Annotated in this window: 15 protein-coding genes; 4 read left to right on the top strand and 11 right to left on the bottom strand. The window is 48.0% G+C overall.

The genetic code is table 11. The features are described 5' to 3' along the window. Nucleotides 1–6: 6 nt before the first annotated feature. From KCTCHS21_RS10060 to KCTCHS21_RS10050, 3 genes are read right to left on the bottom strand one after another with little or no spacing between them, the layout of a single operon-like run. The gene (locus tag KCTCHS21_RS10060; RefSeq protein ID WP_130607328.1) at nucleotides 7–1,155 is read right to left on the bottom strand and encodes an efflux RND transporter periplasmic adaptor subunit; all 1,149 of its coding nucleotides are present in this window, start codon (nucleotides 1,153–1,155) and stop codon (nucleotides 7–9) included. A 19-nt stretch (nucleotides 1,156–1,174) separates the two neighbouring features. Continuing rightward, nucleotides 1,175–2,032: a carbohydrate ABC transporter permease gene (locus KCTCHS21_RS10055; protein WP_130607326.1), complete on the bottom strand. Its 858-nt coding sequence runs from the start codon at nucleotides 2,030–2,032 to the stop codon at nucleotides 1,175–1,177. Between the two features lie 22 nt (nucleotides 2,033–2,054). Further along, entirely contained in the window at nucleotides 2,055–2,921 is an 867-nt protein-coding gene (locus tag KCTCHS21_RS10050) for a carbohydrate ABC transporter permease (RefSeq protein WP_130607324.1), read from the bottom strand. 183 nt (nucleotides 2,922–3,104) lie between these two features. On the opposite strand from KCTCHS21_RS10050, the gene KCTCHS21_RS10045 reads away from it, so the two are divergent. Next, complete coding sequence (locus tag KCTCHS21_RS10045; protein ID WP_130607315.1) at nucleotides 3,105–3,818, top strand: response regulator transcription factor; 714 nt, start codon at nucleotides 3,105–3,107, stop codon at nucleotides 3,816–3,818. 1 nt (nucleotide 3,819) lies between these two features. Continuing rightward, a complete protein-coding gene (locus KCTCHS21_RS10040) occupies nucleotides 3,820–5,211 on the top strand; it encodes a sensor histidine kinase (RefSeq protein WP_130607313.1) in 1,392 nt (463 codons plus the stop codon). Nucleotides 5,212–5,215: 4 nt separating this feature from the next. Here the strand turns inward: KCTCHS21_RS10040 and KCTCHS21_RS10035 are convergent, their stop codons facing one another. From KCTCHS21_RS10035 to KCTCHS21_RS10005, 7 genes are all read right to left on the bottom strand, one after another. After that, nucleotides 5,216–6,250 (bottom strand): HD domain-containing phosphohydrolase, encoded by a 1,035-nt coding sequence (locus tag KCTCHS21_RS10035; protein ID WP_130607311.1) that lies wholly within the window; start codon nucleotides 6,248–6,250, stop codon nucleotides 5,216–5,218. A gap of 29 nt (nucleotides 6,251–6,279) precedes the next feature. Beyond that, entirely contained in the window at nucleotides 6,280–6,645 is a 366-nt protein-coding gene (locus tag KCTCHS21_RS10030) for a response regulator (protein ID WP_130607309.1), read from the bottom strand. A gap of 30 nt (nucleotides 6,646–6,675) precedes the next feature. Then, the gene (locus KCTCHS21_RS10025; RefSeq protein ID WP_162309301.1) at nucleotides 6,676–9,045 is read right to left on the bottom strand and encodes a response regulator; all 2,370 of its coding nucleotides are present in this window, start codon (nucleotides 9,043–9,045) and stop codon (nucleotides 6,676–6,678) included. A gap of 363 nt (nucleotides 9,046–9,408) precedes the next feature. Next, entirely contained in the window at nucleotides 9,409–9,774 is a 366-nt protein-coding gene (locus KCTCHS21_RS10020) for a carboxymuconolactone decarboxylase family protein (protein ID WP_130607305.1), read from the bottom strand. Nucleotides 9,775–9,848: 74 nt separating this feature from the next. After that, complete coding sequence (locus KCTCHS21_RS10015; protein ID WP_130607303.1) at nucleotides 9,849–10,061, bottom strand: hypothetical protein; 213 nt, start codon at nucleotides 10,059–10,061, stop codon at nucleotides 9,849–9,851. Between the two features lie 94 nt (nucleotides 10,062–10,155). Further along, nucleotides 10,156–10,491, bottom strand: coding sequence for a hypothetical protein (locus tag KCTCHS21_RS10010; protein ID WP_130607301.1), 336 nt, complete (start codon nucleotides 10,489–10,491; stop codon nucleotides 10,156–10,158). An 87-nt stretch (nucleotides 10,492–10,578) separates the two neighbouring features. Beyond that, nucleotides 10,579–11,151 (bottom strand): xanthine phosphoribosyltransferase, encoded by a 573-nt coding sequence (locus KCTCHS21_RS10005; RefSeq protein WP_130607299.1) that lies wholly within the window; start codon nucleotides 11,149–11,151, stop codon nucleotides 10,579–10,581. A 240-nt stretch (nucleotides 11,152–11,391) separates the two neighbouring features. Here KCTCHS21_RS10005 and KCTCHS21_RS10000 point away from each other — a divergent pair, with 240 nt between their 5' ends. Together KCTCHS21_RS10000 and KCTCHS21_RS09995 are read left to right on the top strand one after the other, a co-directional pair. Continuing rightward, the gene (locus KCTCHS21_RS10000; RefSeq protein WP_130607297.1) at nucleotides 11,392–12,102 is read left to right on the top strand and encodes a hypothetical protein; all 711 of its coding nucleotides are present in this window, start codon (nucleotides 11,392–11,394) and stop codon (nucleotides 12,100–12,102) included. Between the two features lie 159 nt (nucleotides 12,103–12,261). Then, nucleotides 12,262–13,329 (top strand): YkvI family membrane protein, encoded by a 1,068-nt coding sequence (locus KCTCHS21_RS09995; RefSeq protein WP_130607295.1) that lies wholly within the window; start codon nucleotides 12,262–12,264, stop codon nucleotides 13,327–13,329. Here KCTCHS21_RS09995 and KCTCHS21_RS09990 read toward each other — a convergent pair. Then, the gene (locus tag KCTCHS21_RS09990; protein WP_130607293.1) at nucleotides 13,313–16,555 is read right to left on the bottom strand and encodes an AAA family ATPase; all 3,243 of its coding nucleotides are present in this window, start codon (nucleotides 16,553–16,555) and stop codon (nucleotides 13,313–13,315) included. The genes KCTCHS21_RS09995 and KCTCHS21_RS09990 overlap by 17 nt on opposite strands. Nucleotides 16,556–16,570: the final 15 nt, after the last annotated feature.

The raw sequence follows: 16,570 nt of genomic DNA, 5'->3' as shown, positions 1-16,570 counted from the left end.
ATCCTCTCAATTTAATCGGACTCGATTGCCTTCCTGCAGCGGTTCGCTCGACTCCGTAACAATAGCTTCTTCTAAGTAAACGCCTCCGAGCACGATGATCTCCTCATCGTTCCCGTTCCCTATTTTCACGTAAGCCTTCTGGACCGTGTATTTGTTGCCGAGCGAGCTTCGATTCTCGCGAACGACGAACACGTAGCTTCCGGACCCGTCTTTTTTAAGCCACTTTTTGCTGATGACGAGCCCCTTATCTTTGAACGGCTTCTCCAAGTTAACGCTAGCTGACTCACCTCCTTGAAGACCGTCTCCCGATAGGTCAACGACGATCGTTTTTTGTGCCTTGCTGCCTCCGTCTGAATTGCCGCTATTGATATCTGGCTTGTTTATAGCCCCTCCTCCACTGCTTCCCGGGGAAGCCGCTTTAATATCAGTGACTGTTCCTTCGATCTGCCTGGGCTTATCTTCATCATCCACGTTGACCGTCACCTTCTCGTTTTTTCTTATCAAATCAGCGGACTCTTTATCCACCGTGAAGGTGAAATGAAACCCCTCGCCTGTTTCCACAAGCGTAAGCACCGACTGCCCTGGGGGAAGACCCATTCCTTCCTCGGCTTGCAGATTCGCCACTTTGCCGTTCACTGGCGCTATTAACGTGCGTTTTTGCGTCAGATTTTTGCGTAGCGTTTCGATTCTCCGCATCGCAATATCCCGGTCTAGCCGATCCAATTCCAAATCGCGTTTGGCTTTGCGAATCATCTCCGCGTCTTCTGCTCGCTGAGCAGCCATAAATTGCTCTTGCAGCAGCTCCCGGGTCAAATTCCGCTTCTTCAGCTCATCTTCCGCATCGAGAAGCTGCTGCTGCGCCTCCGTTCCGTCGAAAGTCACGAGCACCTGGCCCTTCTTCACTTGATCGTCATTACGAACGTGCACCTTCTCCACCTTCCAGCCACTATCACTGTTTATCTCGATTTGCTTGCGTGGGGTGATCATTCCGCTACCTTCAATGCGATGGGTCAGCTTTTTATCTTCCGGCTTCGCTGTCGCCACCTTGGGCAGCAAGGCGGTTTGAAGCGTTTGGCTAAACAGCGTCAACCCCGCCAATACGAGGAGAAACGCTACCAAGGCTAGGCCGGCCATTCGTTGTCTTCGCTGTGTCATGTTGCCACTCTCCTTTCGCTCAGCCTTTCACGCCGGAAAGCTGGATTCCTTCGATAAAATATTTCTCCGCACTTAAGAACAGGAGCACCATCGGCATCATATACACAACCGAGACGGAAAACGAGACGTCCAACTCCTCTTTCTGAAGGCGAGAGAGGAAAACCGAGAGCGGCTGCATCGCGGCTTCCTGCAAAAAAATAAGTGGCTGCTCGACCATGTTCCAATAGTCGACGAACAAAAGTACAATGAGTGCGGCAATGCCCGGCTTCACCATCGGTAGCGCAATCGATAGGAATATCCGCAAATATCCCGCTCCGTCTATTTTGGCTGCTTCTATATAAGCCGAATGGATATGGAGCATAAATTGCCGCAGTAAAAACACGCCGAAGGCGCCGAACACGCCTGGTAATATAATAGATCCGGGATGATTCAGGAGGCCCAACCGATCTGCCATCAAATAGTTAGGCACGAGCGTCACCTGAAACGGCATTAGCATCGTCATCAAGTAGATAAAGAACAATCCTTCCCTTCCCCAAAAACTCAGCTTTCCAAGCGCGAACGCGGCGAGCGTTGCCACAGTGGCTTGTCCAATGATGATGGGAGCCACCATATATACGGAATTCCAGAACAAATACAGAAATTTAGGCGTCTCAATCAATACTTTATGGTACTGCTGGAAAGACACCCAATCCGGAATCCATTTGAGATTAACGAATACACTCGTGTCCGTTTTGCCTAACATGCTGTAATTCGCTATAATTTCCCGCCCCGTCATGAAGGAGCTGACGACGGTCAAGACAACGGGCGTCAGCAGCAGGACGGCGACGGCGATTAGCAGCAACGAGCGCAACAGCTGTGTGACCCATTCCTTCTTCACGTCTTTCCCCTCTTTCTTACGCTTACTCCATATAGGAGCGGAAAACCCTCTCCGTACGGAACAGGACGAACACGAGCACCATGATGGAAAGCGCCATTAACACCGCCGCGGACGAAACCTTCTGGATATCGAGAGACAGAAACATATTGTTCATGTAATGCTGCATCATATAGATACGGTCGTGCGGGTAAGCGCCCGCAACGAGATACGTCTCGCGAAATACCTTGAAAGAATTCAGTACCGACATGAGCACGACCAGAAACGTCGTCGGCGTCAAATAAGTGAGTGTAATTTTGAACAGCTTCCGAACAGGACCTGCCCCTTCCAGATCGGCAATTTCATAATATTGACCCGGAATGTTCTGCAAGCCGGCCATGAACAGAATGACGTTGTATCCGATGTTTTTCCATACATAAACCAGCACGATCACAAAGCCAGCCCAGTCAGATTTCATCCAATCTTGACGGCTATAGCCAAAATGCTCCATCACAGCATTTAGTGCGCCATTCCAATCAAACAAAATTTGCCAAACAAGTACGATTGAAGCGACCGGCACAACAAGCGGAAGTACATAAGCGGTACGAAGCCAGTTTCGGAAAAATACACGCTGATTCAAAAGCAGTGCTAGCATGAGCGATACAGCGACGAGAATCGGTACGCTGATCGCGGTGAACCAGAACGTGTTGGACGCCGCTTTCTGAAACGAGGAGCTGAGGAGCAGCTCCTTGTAGTTGGACAACGTAAAGCTTCCTCCGATTCCATCCTGAAACGAGTTCAGGATGCTCTGCCCGAACGGAATAAGATAGAAAACAGAAAATCCAGCCAGACTCGGAGCCAGGAAACCAAGAGCAACTAGAAACTCCCTTCGAGCTAGACGGTGCCATTTCATGAAGAAACCTCCAATCGGGAGCCGGTAAACAATTTGTGCACAACGGCTTAACTTACTTCGCTTAGTGTACAAGTAAGTTGGGGGAGTAAATATGAAAGCAATGTGGAAAAAGTGTGTAATTCAGGCCTCAGCCGAATCTAGTATGGTAAAATGGGTCGATAAAATGTTAGGGGGGGGTGCCGCATGAATTCCTATCAAATCGCTGTAGTCGATGACGATGCCCAGATCCGGGAAATCGTCGAGGCTTATTTGCATAAAGAAGGATACCGCACGATGACGTTATCGACGGCGGAAGAAGCGTTAGAGCTATGGAAGAACGACCCGCCTGATATGTGGATTCTTGACATCATGCTTCCGGGAATGAGCGGATTCGAGCTGTGCAGGCAAATCCGCAAAGAGGCGGAAGTTCCCATTGTCATGATCTCGGCGCGCGATGAGGAAGTCGATCGCATCCTCGGAATCGAGCTCGGCGGCGATGATTACTTGACGAAGCCGTTCAGCCCGAGAGAATTGATCGCGCGCGTGAACCGCTTGTTCCATCGGATTGGCTCGATTCGCCAAGCCCAAGAGAATCCTGCCCCTTCGCTACCTGGGGATACCGCGATTGAAGTTGGCGAGCTGCGGCTCGTCCTCGAAGAACGGCGCGTTTTCTGGCGCCGGGAAGAAGTCGAAATGACGCTTAAGGAATTTAAATTGCTGCAGACGTTGACCGAGCAACCGAATCGAGCATTCACCCGGGACGAGCTGCTTACGTTGATTTGGGGAGATGATTATTACGGGAGCGACCGTGCGATCGACGATCTGGTGAAGCGACTGAGGAGAAAAATAAAGGAGCTTCCGGTCGATACTGTGTGGGGACACGGCTACCGGCTGCGGACGGAAAGGACGGGGCAATAAGATGAAAATGATATATCGGTTCCATCTCTCTTTTGCTTTGCTGCTGATATGTATTTTGGCGATTACTGCCGCTCTGATTTATCCGCTGCTGCTCGACACTTTGGTCGATAACCAGCGGAAAGAGCTACGGGATCAAGCCGGTCTTCTGATGGAATGGACTCCAGTCATGCCACTCTTGCCGGCGCAAGAAAATGATGGGCAGGTACCACAAGTACCGGCTGAGCAAAAAAACCTCACTACAGCGTCTTCAACTGGAATGACAAACGCAGTATTGATAGCGCCCGGGGAGAAAGTGGTCTATAGCACGCTTACGAGCGAGGCGACGACGGAGCTTGTGCAATTATCGAAGCAAGACTCCTTAGGCTCAAGAGGAATCTGGCAAGGAAAAGACGATCAATATATCATTGAAACGTTATCGATCCCAGGCGTGAAGCCTGACGAGCAGGGTGTCACGGCGGTCATGACAGCTCCGCTAAGCAAGATTAAAGCGATGCAGCTCGCCTTATTCGAACGATTGATGATTATCTTGTCCGTCGGTGGGATCTTCGCTTTCCTTCTGAGCATGCTCATCTCGAGAAGACTTGTCAAACCGCTCTGGAAACTGAAAGCAGAATTGAACAAGGTGGAGATGCGTCGTTTCTCCGAGGTTCAGTTAATTGAAACGGGAGGCGAGATCGGAGAAGTCGCGAAAGCCGTCCACAATCTCGCTAGCGAATTGGATAAATACCAGCATACTCAGAAGCAGTTTTTTCAGAACGCCTCGCATGAGTTGAAGACGCCACTTATGTCAATCCAGGGATACGCAGAGGGCATCAAGGACGGCATCTTTACGGGCGAGCATGCCAATAAAGGCTTGGATGTCATCGTCAAGGAATGCGAACGGTTGAAAAAAATCGTGACGGAAATGATTCTTCTCGCCAAGCTGGAAAGCGAAGGCGGGATATTCCATATGGACCGTGTCTCAGTAAGGGAATTGATCGCGGAGGCGTTGGAACGAATTAATCCGTTGCTCGTGAAGAGTGGCTTGCAGATTGAGACAACCGGACCGGGCAACGGTCAAGAGCTAATGATCTATGCGGACCGTGAGAAACTGCTGCAAGCACTTATCAACATCCTGGGCAATGCGACGCGATATGCCAAGGAAACGATTCGCATCGAAACTTCTGCTGACTCTGAAGGAATTGACATCGGTATTTCCGACGACGGTGAAGGGATTCCCGAACCGTTATTATCTCAGCTTTTTGAACGGTTTGTGAAAGGAAAGAACGGAGAAACTGGGCTGGGCCTCGCCATTTCCCGCGCCATCGTTGAACAGTGCCGTGGCCGCATATCTGCCCATAACGAGCCGGGCGGCGGCGCAGCGTTTGTTTTGCGATTTCCGCCCCTTTCCTAGCTTATTAGATAATGGGCGGCTTTTCGCTAACACACTGAATGAACACGTCCACAATTAGCGGATCAAAATGTTTCCCGCGTTGCTCCTTAATCTCTGCAAGCGTCTCTTCTTGTGTCCATGCCCTCTTATATGGACGCTCATGAGTCAATGCGTCATAAAAATCGGCAAGGGCTACAATCCGCGCCTCCAGAGGAATATCTTCTCCTTTCAATCCATGGGGATACCCGGAACCATCCCACTTTTCATGGTGTGAAAGAGCGATAAGCTGGGCTAGCTTCAGGAGTTTAAACGAGCTCCCCTCTAGTATGCTGGAACCGATTGATGCATGAGACTTCATACGCTCAAATTCATGGGGCTCGAATCGTCCGGGCTTCAGTAAGACATCATCAGGGATACCGATTTTACCTATATCATGCAAGGGGGCAGCCATCCGAATCATACTGACCTCCAGCTCAGATAGGCCTATGCGTTCTGCAATTTGTCCTGATAACGCACCTACCCGTTGAGTATGCTGACCCGTCATATCATCGCGATATTCCGCCGCTCGCCCAAGAAGCTGCATGATTTCCATTTGTGCTTGCTCCAGGTCTTTCGTTCGTTCCCGTACCCTTTCTTCCAATAGATTGTTGTGCTGTTGCAATTGATTGTGAAGAAACCGGGTGCGGAGCAAATTGGTAATACGAAGAATCACTTCTGTTCGATCATAGGGCTTGGTCAAAAAATCATTAACGCCTGCCTGCAAGCCCTGCTGCTTGGCCTCTGTAGTCAAATCAGCAGTCAGCATTAACACCGGCAGATAGTGATCAGGACCGTACCGCTCGCGAATCATTTTCAAAATCGCAAGCCCATCCATACCAGGCATATGTAGGTCGAGCAAAATAATATCTGGCTCAATCTCTGTGAGCAGACGTTCAACCTGAAGAGAATCCATTGTGCTATACACTTTCTTGTATCCCGCTCTTCCTAGAATTCGTTCCAGGAGACTGACATTATACTCTTGATCATCTACTATTAAAATTTTGGCGATCATAGCTTCCATAAAAATTTCTCCATCTGTTTATATTCTTATTATTGTCCTAATGCCGTATTTATTTTTTCTAGCAACCGTTCCAAGACAACCGGCTTAGTATCAAAATCATCACATCCTGCCCGGTATGCCTCCGCTTCATCTCCCGCCATCGCATGAGCTGTTAAGACAATTACCGGGATATGCTTCGTTTCATCTGTGTTCTTAAGCAATCGGGTTGCCTCCCAGCCGTCCATAACAGGCAAGCTCAAATCCATCAAAATCAAATCGGGACGTTGCCGGATAGCCAAATCCACGCCCTCCTTCCCATCTTCAGCCGTAATAATCTGAAACCCTTTGCGGCTCAACCGTCGAGACAGCATATCACGATTCATCTCATTATCTTCCACAAGAAGTATCGTTTGCACTTCGATTCATCTCCTTTCTTCCGATCATCACTATTCTTGTCGTTCCACAACAACATATCGGCGAATTTCATCCAGTAACGATTTATGCTCGAACGAGCCTTTTTGAATAACACCTTTCACATAGCCATTCAGTTTCAATCGATCTTCCGCTGTTATCGTTTTGGCCGTCACCACGACAATCGGTATGTCACTCCAAGCTTCTTGTTTGCGTACCTCAGCGACAAATTGAAAACCATCCATTTCCGGCATCATGAGGTCAAGCAAGATCATTTTAGGCGTTACTCTCGTCATGAAATCCAATGCTATACGACCGCTTTGAGCTTGAGTTACCTCATATCCTTCTTTTTGCAGCAGCCGTGCCATCAACTCGCTTGTTGCAGCATCATCTTCAATGACCAGAACAGTATGATCCGTGCGCTTCGAGACAAATCTATCCATCACGTGAATGAGCTGTTCTCTGCTGATCGGCTTCGTCAGAAATTCGGAAGCGCCCAGAGCATAACCCAAGTGATTATCATTAGTCATGGACCATATTACGACAGGAATATCTTGCAATTCCGGATCGTTCTTGATCGCTGATAACACCGTCCATCCGTCCATGCTTGGCATGAGAATATCTAGACAGATTACCTGTGGTCGATGCTTCTTTGCCATCTGAAGCCCTTCCTGTCCGCTCGAGGCAAAAGCGAGTGTCCAGCCTTCGTTAGCAAGATAACGTTTCATTAATTGATGATTAAATGGCTCGTCATCAATAAGCAGGATGCTGATCCCACCGTTATCTTCCCTGTTACCCTGACTCTCTACGAATTCCTCATCACTCCACTTTTCTTCCTCCACAGAAGTGGGGAGCCAGCACGTGAAGAGGCTTCCCGAGCCGATTTCACTTTCAACTTGAATCGCTCCACCCATCAAATCACAGAAGCTGCGGCTAATGGCAAGCCCGAGACCGGTTCCTCCATATTTGCGTGTCGTGGAGGAATCCGCTTGCGTGAACGGCTGAAACAGCTTCTCCACTTGTTCGGGCGTCATTCCTATACCTGTATCCTTGACGCAAAAACAGTAGCCTGTCCGATCGTTACGAAGTTCACGATAAACGTCAAGCGAGATTGTGCCTTCTTTAGTAAATTTGCTCGCATTACTGAGCAGATTAATCAATATTTGCCTCAGCTTGGTGACATCGGTTGTCATTTCACCTTGCACCAAGCTCGTTTCCAATTTATTGTTGTTTTTATCCGTCAGCGGTTTAACTGTGGTAATCACATCTTGAATAAGACCGGACATATCAAAGGTCTCCATGTGAACTTCCATTTTGCCAGCCTCAATTTTTGAAATATCCAGTATATCGTTAATCAGATTAAGCAGATGCTTGCCTGCATTTCTGATTTTCCCCAAGTCTTCCACAAAAGTCTGCTCGCCAAGCTCCTCCGCCTCTTCCACCAACAACTCGCTGTAACCGATAATCGCATTTAGCGGCGTTCTCAATTCATGGCTCATATTGGCCAAAAATTGGCTTTTGATCATATTAGCTTTGATCGCTTCGTCATGTGCCTGCTCAAGCTGCGCGGTGCGTTCCTTCACTAGCTCCTCTAAATTTTCATTTAACTGCCGCAGCTCCTTATTCATCTCGGAGATTTCACTAGCTTTCTCCTGAATCTCCGAATCTTTATAAGAGAATTTATTAGAAATATAAATCCCAAGCAGCGATAACCCTAGCGTAAATAAAGTTCCTCCTGAGATGAAGTAACCAAGCCAGCTCTGATCCAAAATAAATCCCGAGGTTGATAACGATTTGTCTCCCAAATGAAAATGTGCAGCCGTCATGCCTGTATAATGCATACCTACAATTGCGGCTCCCATTATTAATCCACTACCTAGTTTCTTCCACGTCGCACCGCGTTTACCGCCTTTGCGGAAGTAAAATGACAGCCATAATGCAGCGACAGAAGCTACTAAAGCTATGACTATAGAGAGAATAAAATAAAAAGGGTCATAGGAAATATCGATTAGCATGGCAGCCATTCCTATGTAATGCATAGAAGAGATTCCGATGGCAAGCAGCACTCCACCGCCGAGCAGTCGGCGTAATGTTAAGTGATCACGACCAACCATATATAAAGCAATAAATGAAGCAATAATGGCCACGATGACTGACAGCACAACTGTAAAAAGATTATAAGCAACTGGAACAGGCAAGGAAAGAGCCAGCATTCCGACGAAATGCATCGACCAAATTCCCATTCCCATTGCAAACGCACCGAACAGGAGCCATAACCACCGGACCCGACCGGTTGATGTCGTAATCCTTCCGACCAAATCAAGAACTGTGTAAGAAGCCACAACGGCAACGACATATGAAAAAACAACTAAAAGAGCATCATAAGATTCATGCATATGTTCCATTTTGTCCCTTATCTCCTTGTTTGTTGTTTGACTTCCTTGAATAAGCAGTTCCCTATAGAAATACCCCTGAATTCCTTGCAATTTGTCCCTAAAAAACAACACGCTATTGAGTTTATACGCCCTCTGCAATAATATCAATACCCTTTCTGAGATGCAGAAGCTAGCCTGTAACATCAAATGCAAGCATAAACAGTTTTCGCTATCTTTTGGAAAGCGAAAACTGTTTATGTCGGAGGTTATTCAGGAATAAATAAGCTTGTCACTTATACATTATGAATAACCAAAAAAGCTCTTGAATCGTCGTAAGGACCAATTCAAGAGCTGGTTCATTGTTATGGTGTTACCGTCGGGAGGACTCATGTTTCAGTTAATATTGCTATTAACCTGTTCCCCTGTATTAATCCCAAGCGCCCCCTGAACTCTGATAACCCCTTGGGACAGCACATGTCCGCTTGCGGCCGCCGAGGCGACGGCTACTGTTTCCATAATTTGTTGATCGCTTGCACCTAGGGCACGCGCTTCCTGTACGTGGTAAAAGCTACATACTTCATTGTTCGCGTAAAGAGCAACTCCGAGTGCGATTAACTGCTTAGTTGTTGCATCAAGCTCTCCCGACTCAAAGGCTTGCCCAGTAAATTGCTCGTATGTACGCGCCACCTCCGGAAGTATATCGGACAGCCCAGCTGCATTTTCCTTATACTGACGTACCTTTTGCTCCATTACATTCATCGAATTGCCCCCGCACCTTTAGAATTTAGATGGTCAATGTCATTGCCCTCTAATTTCCCTCACGTGCAGACTTTTCATTCATGTGACCATTGTCTTGGCTCGCTTGCCAGTTGAATATCATAACCCCGGTTTACCTTTACTACTTTCCGATTAGGGCGGCGAATGAGCATTTTCTCGTCATCCCATGCAACTACAATCCCGACTACATCATTTTGCTCCAAGGCATCCCTTACAACCCTAACCTTCGTTCCTTCGACGCGAAAATGGTTCAATTGATCGTCATCCATGTTATAGTCCTCCTCTTGTGTGAGCCGAAAAACCCGCCAGGACCTAAGTCCATGCGGGTCATTCAGGCGAGTTTGCAAGCAGCACCGATTGTAGTTACCCGACGTGCTCCCTCGTATCGTTCGTTTCATACCAGAAATCTAGAACCTTGCTGGACATGACTCGTTTGCTAACATATTCCGCTTGATGAGTTGCGAATCGTTCTGTCCATGGAAGATTAAGCTCTTCGCACAGCTTAACAATCGTAAGCAATTCAGACCAAGCTACATAACGCTTATACCAGAAAAATTGCGGGTGTTCGATCATGTATGGATACAGGTCGTCGAACTCCGTGTGTTTGCAATCGAGCGCTCGCTCAAAATGAACCTTGGACTCTTCCAGCTTATTCAGGAAAAAGTCGACCGACAAATTTAGGTTACTTGCATTATCCATTTGCTGTTCGCCTCCCCATCTGCAGGTTAATCCTATTATACGTCAATGAAATCCCGTTGGGAATGGAAGTTCATAGCCCTAATATTACTAATCGGCAAATGTAATTGTATTATCATCGAGTGATTGAATCTTAACGAGCGTTTCCAGCCGGAAACCAAGCTCGCGAAGTGTACGCCCACCCGCTTGAAATGATTTCTCAAGAACGATCCCGATACCACTAATAGACGCACCAGATTGCTCAATAATTTTTATGAGTCCCCGAGCCGCATCCCCGTTTGCAATAATATCATCAATAAACAGTACGGAATCGTCTGCATTAAGCAGATCGCGAGATACAATTAAATCAGTTACGATTCCTTTCGTAAATGAAGGAACCCTTTCGATATAGGCATCCGGTTCACCGAGTAATGTTTTTTTCCTGCGAGCAAATACGAGCGGTACGCCAAGCTGGAACGCAGTTGCGAAAGCAACCGGTATTCCCGATGATTCAACCGTAATTACTTTTGTAATTTTCTCGCCAGCAAATCTTGCTGCAAACTCCTTGCCCATCTCCATCGTCAATTGCGGATCGACGCCATGATTAAGCAGAGAGTCCAATTTCAACACCCCGGAGTTAATGACACTCGCTTCTTTAAGAATCCTATCTTTGAGAATATCCACTGTCTTCTCCACCACCCGTTGTCTTTTCCGTCTAACGTACCATATCCTTTTCACTCGTGCAACATAAGGTTTATTGGAAACCTACATCGGAAAGCTTTTGAAATACCATGACTATAGTCCCGACAAATTATGCCTTGATGTGACAAAAGAATGAAATATGAAAAAAACTTAATTAACCCGAAACTTTTCCATGATTTGTATTGTCTTATATAGTGTAAGTGTAGATAGAGGAGGGATTCCATGATGAGAAGCAGCCCAGCATTACTTAAGATATGGGGCACTCTTCTGCTATCCACAAGCTTGGTCTCCTGTAGCTCCATACCTGCGGCGCAATCAACTAGCTTACCTGCAGATGATCCAGCTACAATTCAATCACCCCGTCCGTCTTCATCTTATTTGCCGCCTAATGATTGGAATCCATGGCCTAGCAAGCAACCTACAGATTTTGCGTCCGAAGCCCCATCCTCACCAGATATCGATCCTACACCCTCGGCTCCTGCTGTTGAAGCGTCTAACCTGCATCCTAAATCAACAAGCAAAGACAACACAACGGATAAACCCTTTCATGCGAAAAATCCTTCTTTAGGCGACATAGTGCTTGGCGGTGCAGAAAGTGACGTCCTTAAGAAATATGGATCTCCCGCAAATACATATCCGCTGCCAGGAGATGATGAAACGGTAGATATATGGGAATATGACGGTATAGCAATAGGCTTGAACGAGAAAAATAAAGTCGTTTATATAGAAATTTCTTCTTCCAAAGTAAGCTCCGGTATTCAAGGACTTCTGAATGGCATGGATGGCTCGAAAGCTGCCAATCTGCTTGGTGTTCAGAATGACAACCAAACCAATGTCATAGCAGTAGAGGTAGCTGGCGGTTGGTTTAAGCTTGACCTAGACCCCGACACTCAGAAGGTTCTGTCGCTCAAGCTCCTTAGTGAACAACTCTAAAACGCCTTCCTTCAACGGATATTATCCGAAGAATGAGGCGTTTTTGTGTTGTCTATAACGATAATATCAAAGCGGATACTTCCTCAAGTCATGCCCGTCCTATTGGCGACATAGATTAAGGAATAGAGACGGACAAGGTCGGTCGGGAGGTTCCGTGAAATGAAGCAATGGGCCACAAGCATTCAAGTCGGGTTAGTGTTTATCGGAACCGTTGTCGGAGCAGGATTTGCTTCCGGAAGAGAGGTCATGCAGTTTTTCACACGTTTCGGACATTGGGGTCCTTATCTCATTATTTTATCAACCTTGTTTTTCGTGTGGATTGGCGCCAAGGTTATGCTATTGGCCGCTCAGCTCCAAGCAAAGTCCTATGAAGACTTAAACAAATACTTATTCGGCGAGCAAGTAGGACGTTGGGTAAGCCATCTGATGCTCATAGTTCTGCTGGGGGTTAATGCAGTTATGCTTGCTGGTGCGGGTTCACTATTCTCAGAGCACTTGAACTTGAGCTACCAAACTGGACTAATCGTGACGATGTTCGCCTGCTTCCTGCTGCTGCGTAAAGGGATGAATGCAATTCTAACAATCAACACCTTTGTAGTTCCTTTAATGATTGGGTTCACAACCTTTCTCGTTATAGAGACGCTTCGCAACCCCATATCCAGCAACTGGATATCCAGTCCCAATGAGCTATCTCCTTGGGCAGCTTGGCTATCCCCATTCCTTTACGCAGCATTTAATCTCTCCATGTCGCAAGCTGTGCTTGTCCCTCTCGGATCTGCCATTAAAGATCCCATCGTCTTAAAGCGAGGCGCATGGATGGGAGGAATCGGCATAGGCCTTATGCTTCTTGCTGGCCATCTGGCACTATCAGCACGAATGCCCGGTATTGCGCAATTTGAGATTCCTATGGGCGGAATCGCCCGTGAGCTAGGGGCTTGGCTCCACTGGATATTCGTATTTTTAATTTTCATGGAAATTTTCACAACTCTTGTCGCCGATATATACGGCCTTACGCTACAGCTTCAAGAGAGAACAAAGGCTTCCCCATGGCTGCTAACTTCGATTCTCTTGTTCATCTGTTTTCTTGCCGGGCAATTGGGCTTCGGCCCCTTATTATCGACGCTGTACCCCATGTTCGGCTTGCTCAGCTTGGGTTGGCTTTTCCTCATTAGCCGTGATCGCTCTCGTTCCACTAGTCAGCCGACGCCTCCTAATCCCCCAACGTAAGCAGCTGAGCAGTTGGAATTCCTGATGCTATTGTCTGAGCCACGTGTCGATGACAAGTAAATAAGAAAACCTGTCTTTGACCAGATAAATCTTGAAGGACAGGGAGAGATTGAATAAGCCTTTGCTCGTCAAAATGCACAAACAAATCATCAAGCAGTAACGGCAATGGATGCTCCGGCGATGCCGCATTGCACAAGGCGAAACGCATAGCCAAGTAGAGCTGCTCCTGTGTGCCACGGCTTAAATAAAGGCTATCCAGCTGTCTCTGGTCATGTGTTTCTGCCAGAAGAGCCTTCGTATCTCCCGGTGCAACAATGCGAGTGTAGGTACCATTCGTCATTTGTTTCAAATAGCGAGAAGCATGCTGCAGCACCTCCGGCTGTCTTTCTTCCTCGTAGACGGCCTTTGTCTGAACAATTAGCCTATCGCATAGAGCGAGGATCGCATATCTTTCGGTAAGCTGCTCGAGCTTGCTCTGCAGCTCACGAAGCCTCTGTCCCTTGTCTTCAAGCTCCGCCTCATTGCGTTGTCTGTTCAGCTCTTGAGCTAACCGACCACGTCTATCTAGCAAATCTGTCCGGCGTGCTTCTTCTGCTTCAAGCAAGCCTTTCTGTTCCTGCAGCAGAGAAGCCAGGGCTGCCTCGTCATAACTATCCAGCAGCTCGTACAGCTTCGCCTGCGCTACTGCATCTCTTCCCGACTCCAATCGGAGCTGGATTTCCCTTGCTTCCTTACGAAGCGCCTGACAACGCCCATCGATTCGAAGCCTTTCTTCAAGCTCAGCCTCGTTCACAGCTTGCGCTTCGGTGAATAAAGCAGCCACACTATCTTCTATTTCCTTAAGCTCTTCATGGACTTCATTCACAAAGGCACTAGCAGCCATAAGCTGTTGATCAGCCCGTTCTGCCGCCTCTTTAACCTCAAGCTGTTTCAATGATTCGCGATAGAGCCATTGTATAGCTTGTAAAATGTCCATGCGAATATGGGCTGGTGGAGGACATGCTTCTATAAGGCGAGACGCTGCTTGTTCAAATTCAGCTAATGCTGTCGCAAGCGTGTTCATTCGTTCCATTACACGCTGACGCTGGCGCAGCAAGGTTTGCCCCTGCTCAGCTAAACCTAGCAGCTCGGGTAAAACGTCTGGAGTGAGATGAGAAGGTAATCTGCGATTGTGCAGCCATTCCATCCATTGCTCCTGTAGCTCATCCAATCGTTGATGCAGCTTAACCGAATCTCTCTCTACAAGCTCACGCTCTCTCTGAAGCTCCTGCCCTCTCCCTTGAAGCTCTTGCTGCTTCGACTTCTCGCGCTCCATTACTTCGAATCGCTCGAGCTGCTCATATACGGCACCGCGTAGCTGCTGCCACATTAGATCTTCAGCTTCCGATTGCTGCGGCAAATCAGCCGAGGCCATCTCCTGAAGATCTGGAATGAGCTTGGCTACCGCTGTCTCAGGGTCATTCATTAATTGGCGCAATCGATCGTTGACCAGCTTATGATGTAACCGAATACTTGCAATATCATGATCGCTAGTCGGGCTAGAGGCATCTGTAGCTGTTCGATTACGACTCTCGGATTTGCGGCGCAAAGCTGTTATTAACGTTCCTGCAGATATGATTAACAAAATAGCGGAAATCAAATAAACAACAGGAGCCGCTTTGTCTTCACTATTCATCAGCAATGGTAAGGTTATTGCTGCAGCACCTAGAAGACCTGCAATGCCATACTGCATTCGGGGTGGCACAGCCATCCGTTGAGAGGTGCGAGACCCATTACTGCGAGAAGGACGGGTAATCGACCGAGCCCGTTCGTATTCCCGGCGCGCATCCTCTACATTATGCCATGCCTGTATTAAAGCTGGCTTAGTGCGCGGGATGAATAAGCCGAATGTCTGGGATTGTCCCTTCAACGATAAGCCAGCATCCTTATCCGCCAAGCTTTCGGCAGCGGAAAGTGAGCTTTCTTCCGATTGAAGTACCTCTCGCTGTCTGGCAATTCTACGAATTTCTGAATCAAGCGTAGCCAATGCCCTTTCCGTTTCCTCCCAGCTTATCTGCAGGCGGCGAACTCTTTCCCTTTCGGCAACGAGCCCCCCGAAGGAAAGCAGCTCTTCCTCTCCCCAATTCGCAGAAAGTCTAGAAAGCGTGCTTTGTAAGCTCTCATCCAGCATTCGGCGCTCGGCCTCCAGCTCCGTTCTTTCTTCTCGCTTAGCGATCATTCCTTCGCGCAATGATTCCAGACGTTCAAGCTCAGCAACGGAAGATACCCATTCTTCATCCCAAGTCATCTTCTCACGCTGAATCTGCAGCTCCAATTGAGTGCTTGTAGCTCTATTCAGCTTAATGATGGCTTCCTGTCGCCTGAGCTTCAAATCCGGCCAAGCGACGATGGTAGCCTCTCGCAGTAAGGGAGCTGACGGATCGGGCAGCTGATTGCGTATTTCCGTTTCTTCCGTCAATAAAGCTTCGCGCTTAAGCCACCATTCGCGCAGCTCATACGCCCCTTGCAGCTTTGCCGTTTGCATACGCAGCTCGGGGAACTGCTGATCTAGCAAGGCTAATTGCTGTTCCACCTCTGCTAATGCTTCGCCGGTCTCATAATAATATTGAACGCCATCTCCGCTTTGACGGATGGCTGTCTCCGTTTCTTTCATTGCGGCGAGCAGCCGATTCATTTCTTGAGTCGTTCCTTTCGGACGAAACAGACGATCCATTTCCGTGCCTATCTGACGACGCGCGGCCGTAAGTGCAGAGCCACCAGCAAGTCCAGCGTGGTACAAATAATTGCCGATTTCTTCTCCCTGCAGCGATCTCAGCTCGTGAAGCTCATTAAGCGATACCGCAAACAATTGACGAAACAAGCGCTCAGAGATACCTCCTAATAGAAGCCGCTCCCACTCTGTTTGACCTAATATCCGCTCGATCCCACTTTCTTCACGCAGCAGGATATCATTCCCACGCTCAGCATAGCGCTCAAGTATCCACTTCCGCCCTGACTTATCCGACAGGAGCAGCCGCCCTCCATGGCGCCCTCCGAATACGGGCTCGCCCCGCTCCACCGGGTCTTTTCGCGTAGGGAAACCATATAGCATGCTTCGAACGAACCGAAGTAAAGTACTCTTACCTGCTTCGTTAGGGCCATAAATGACGGTGATAGGAGCTTTGAACTCAAGCTTCAGTCCCTGAAGCGCACCATAACCGTCTACATGAAGCTCTCGTATGTACATCCCGTCACCTCCATT

The sequence above is a fragment of the Cohnella abietis genome (genome assembly GCF_004295585.1).
Classification (GTDB): Bacteria; Bacillota; Bacilli; order Paenibacillales; family Paenibacillaceae; genus Cohnella; species Cohnella abietis.
The sequence above is the reverse complement of the archived record's forward strand: the minus strand, read 5'-3'. Positions and strand labels throughout refer to the sequence as shown.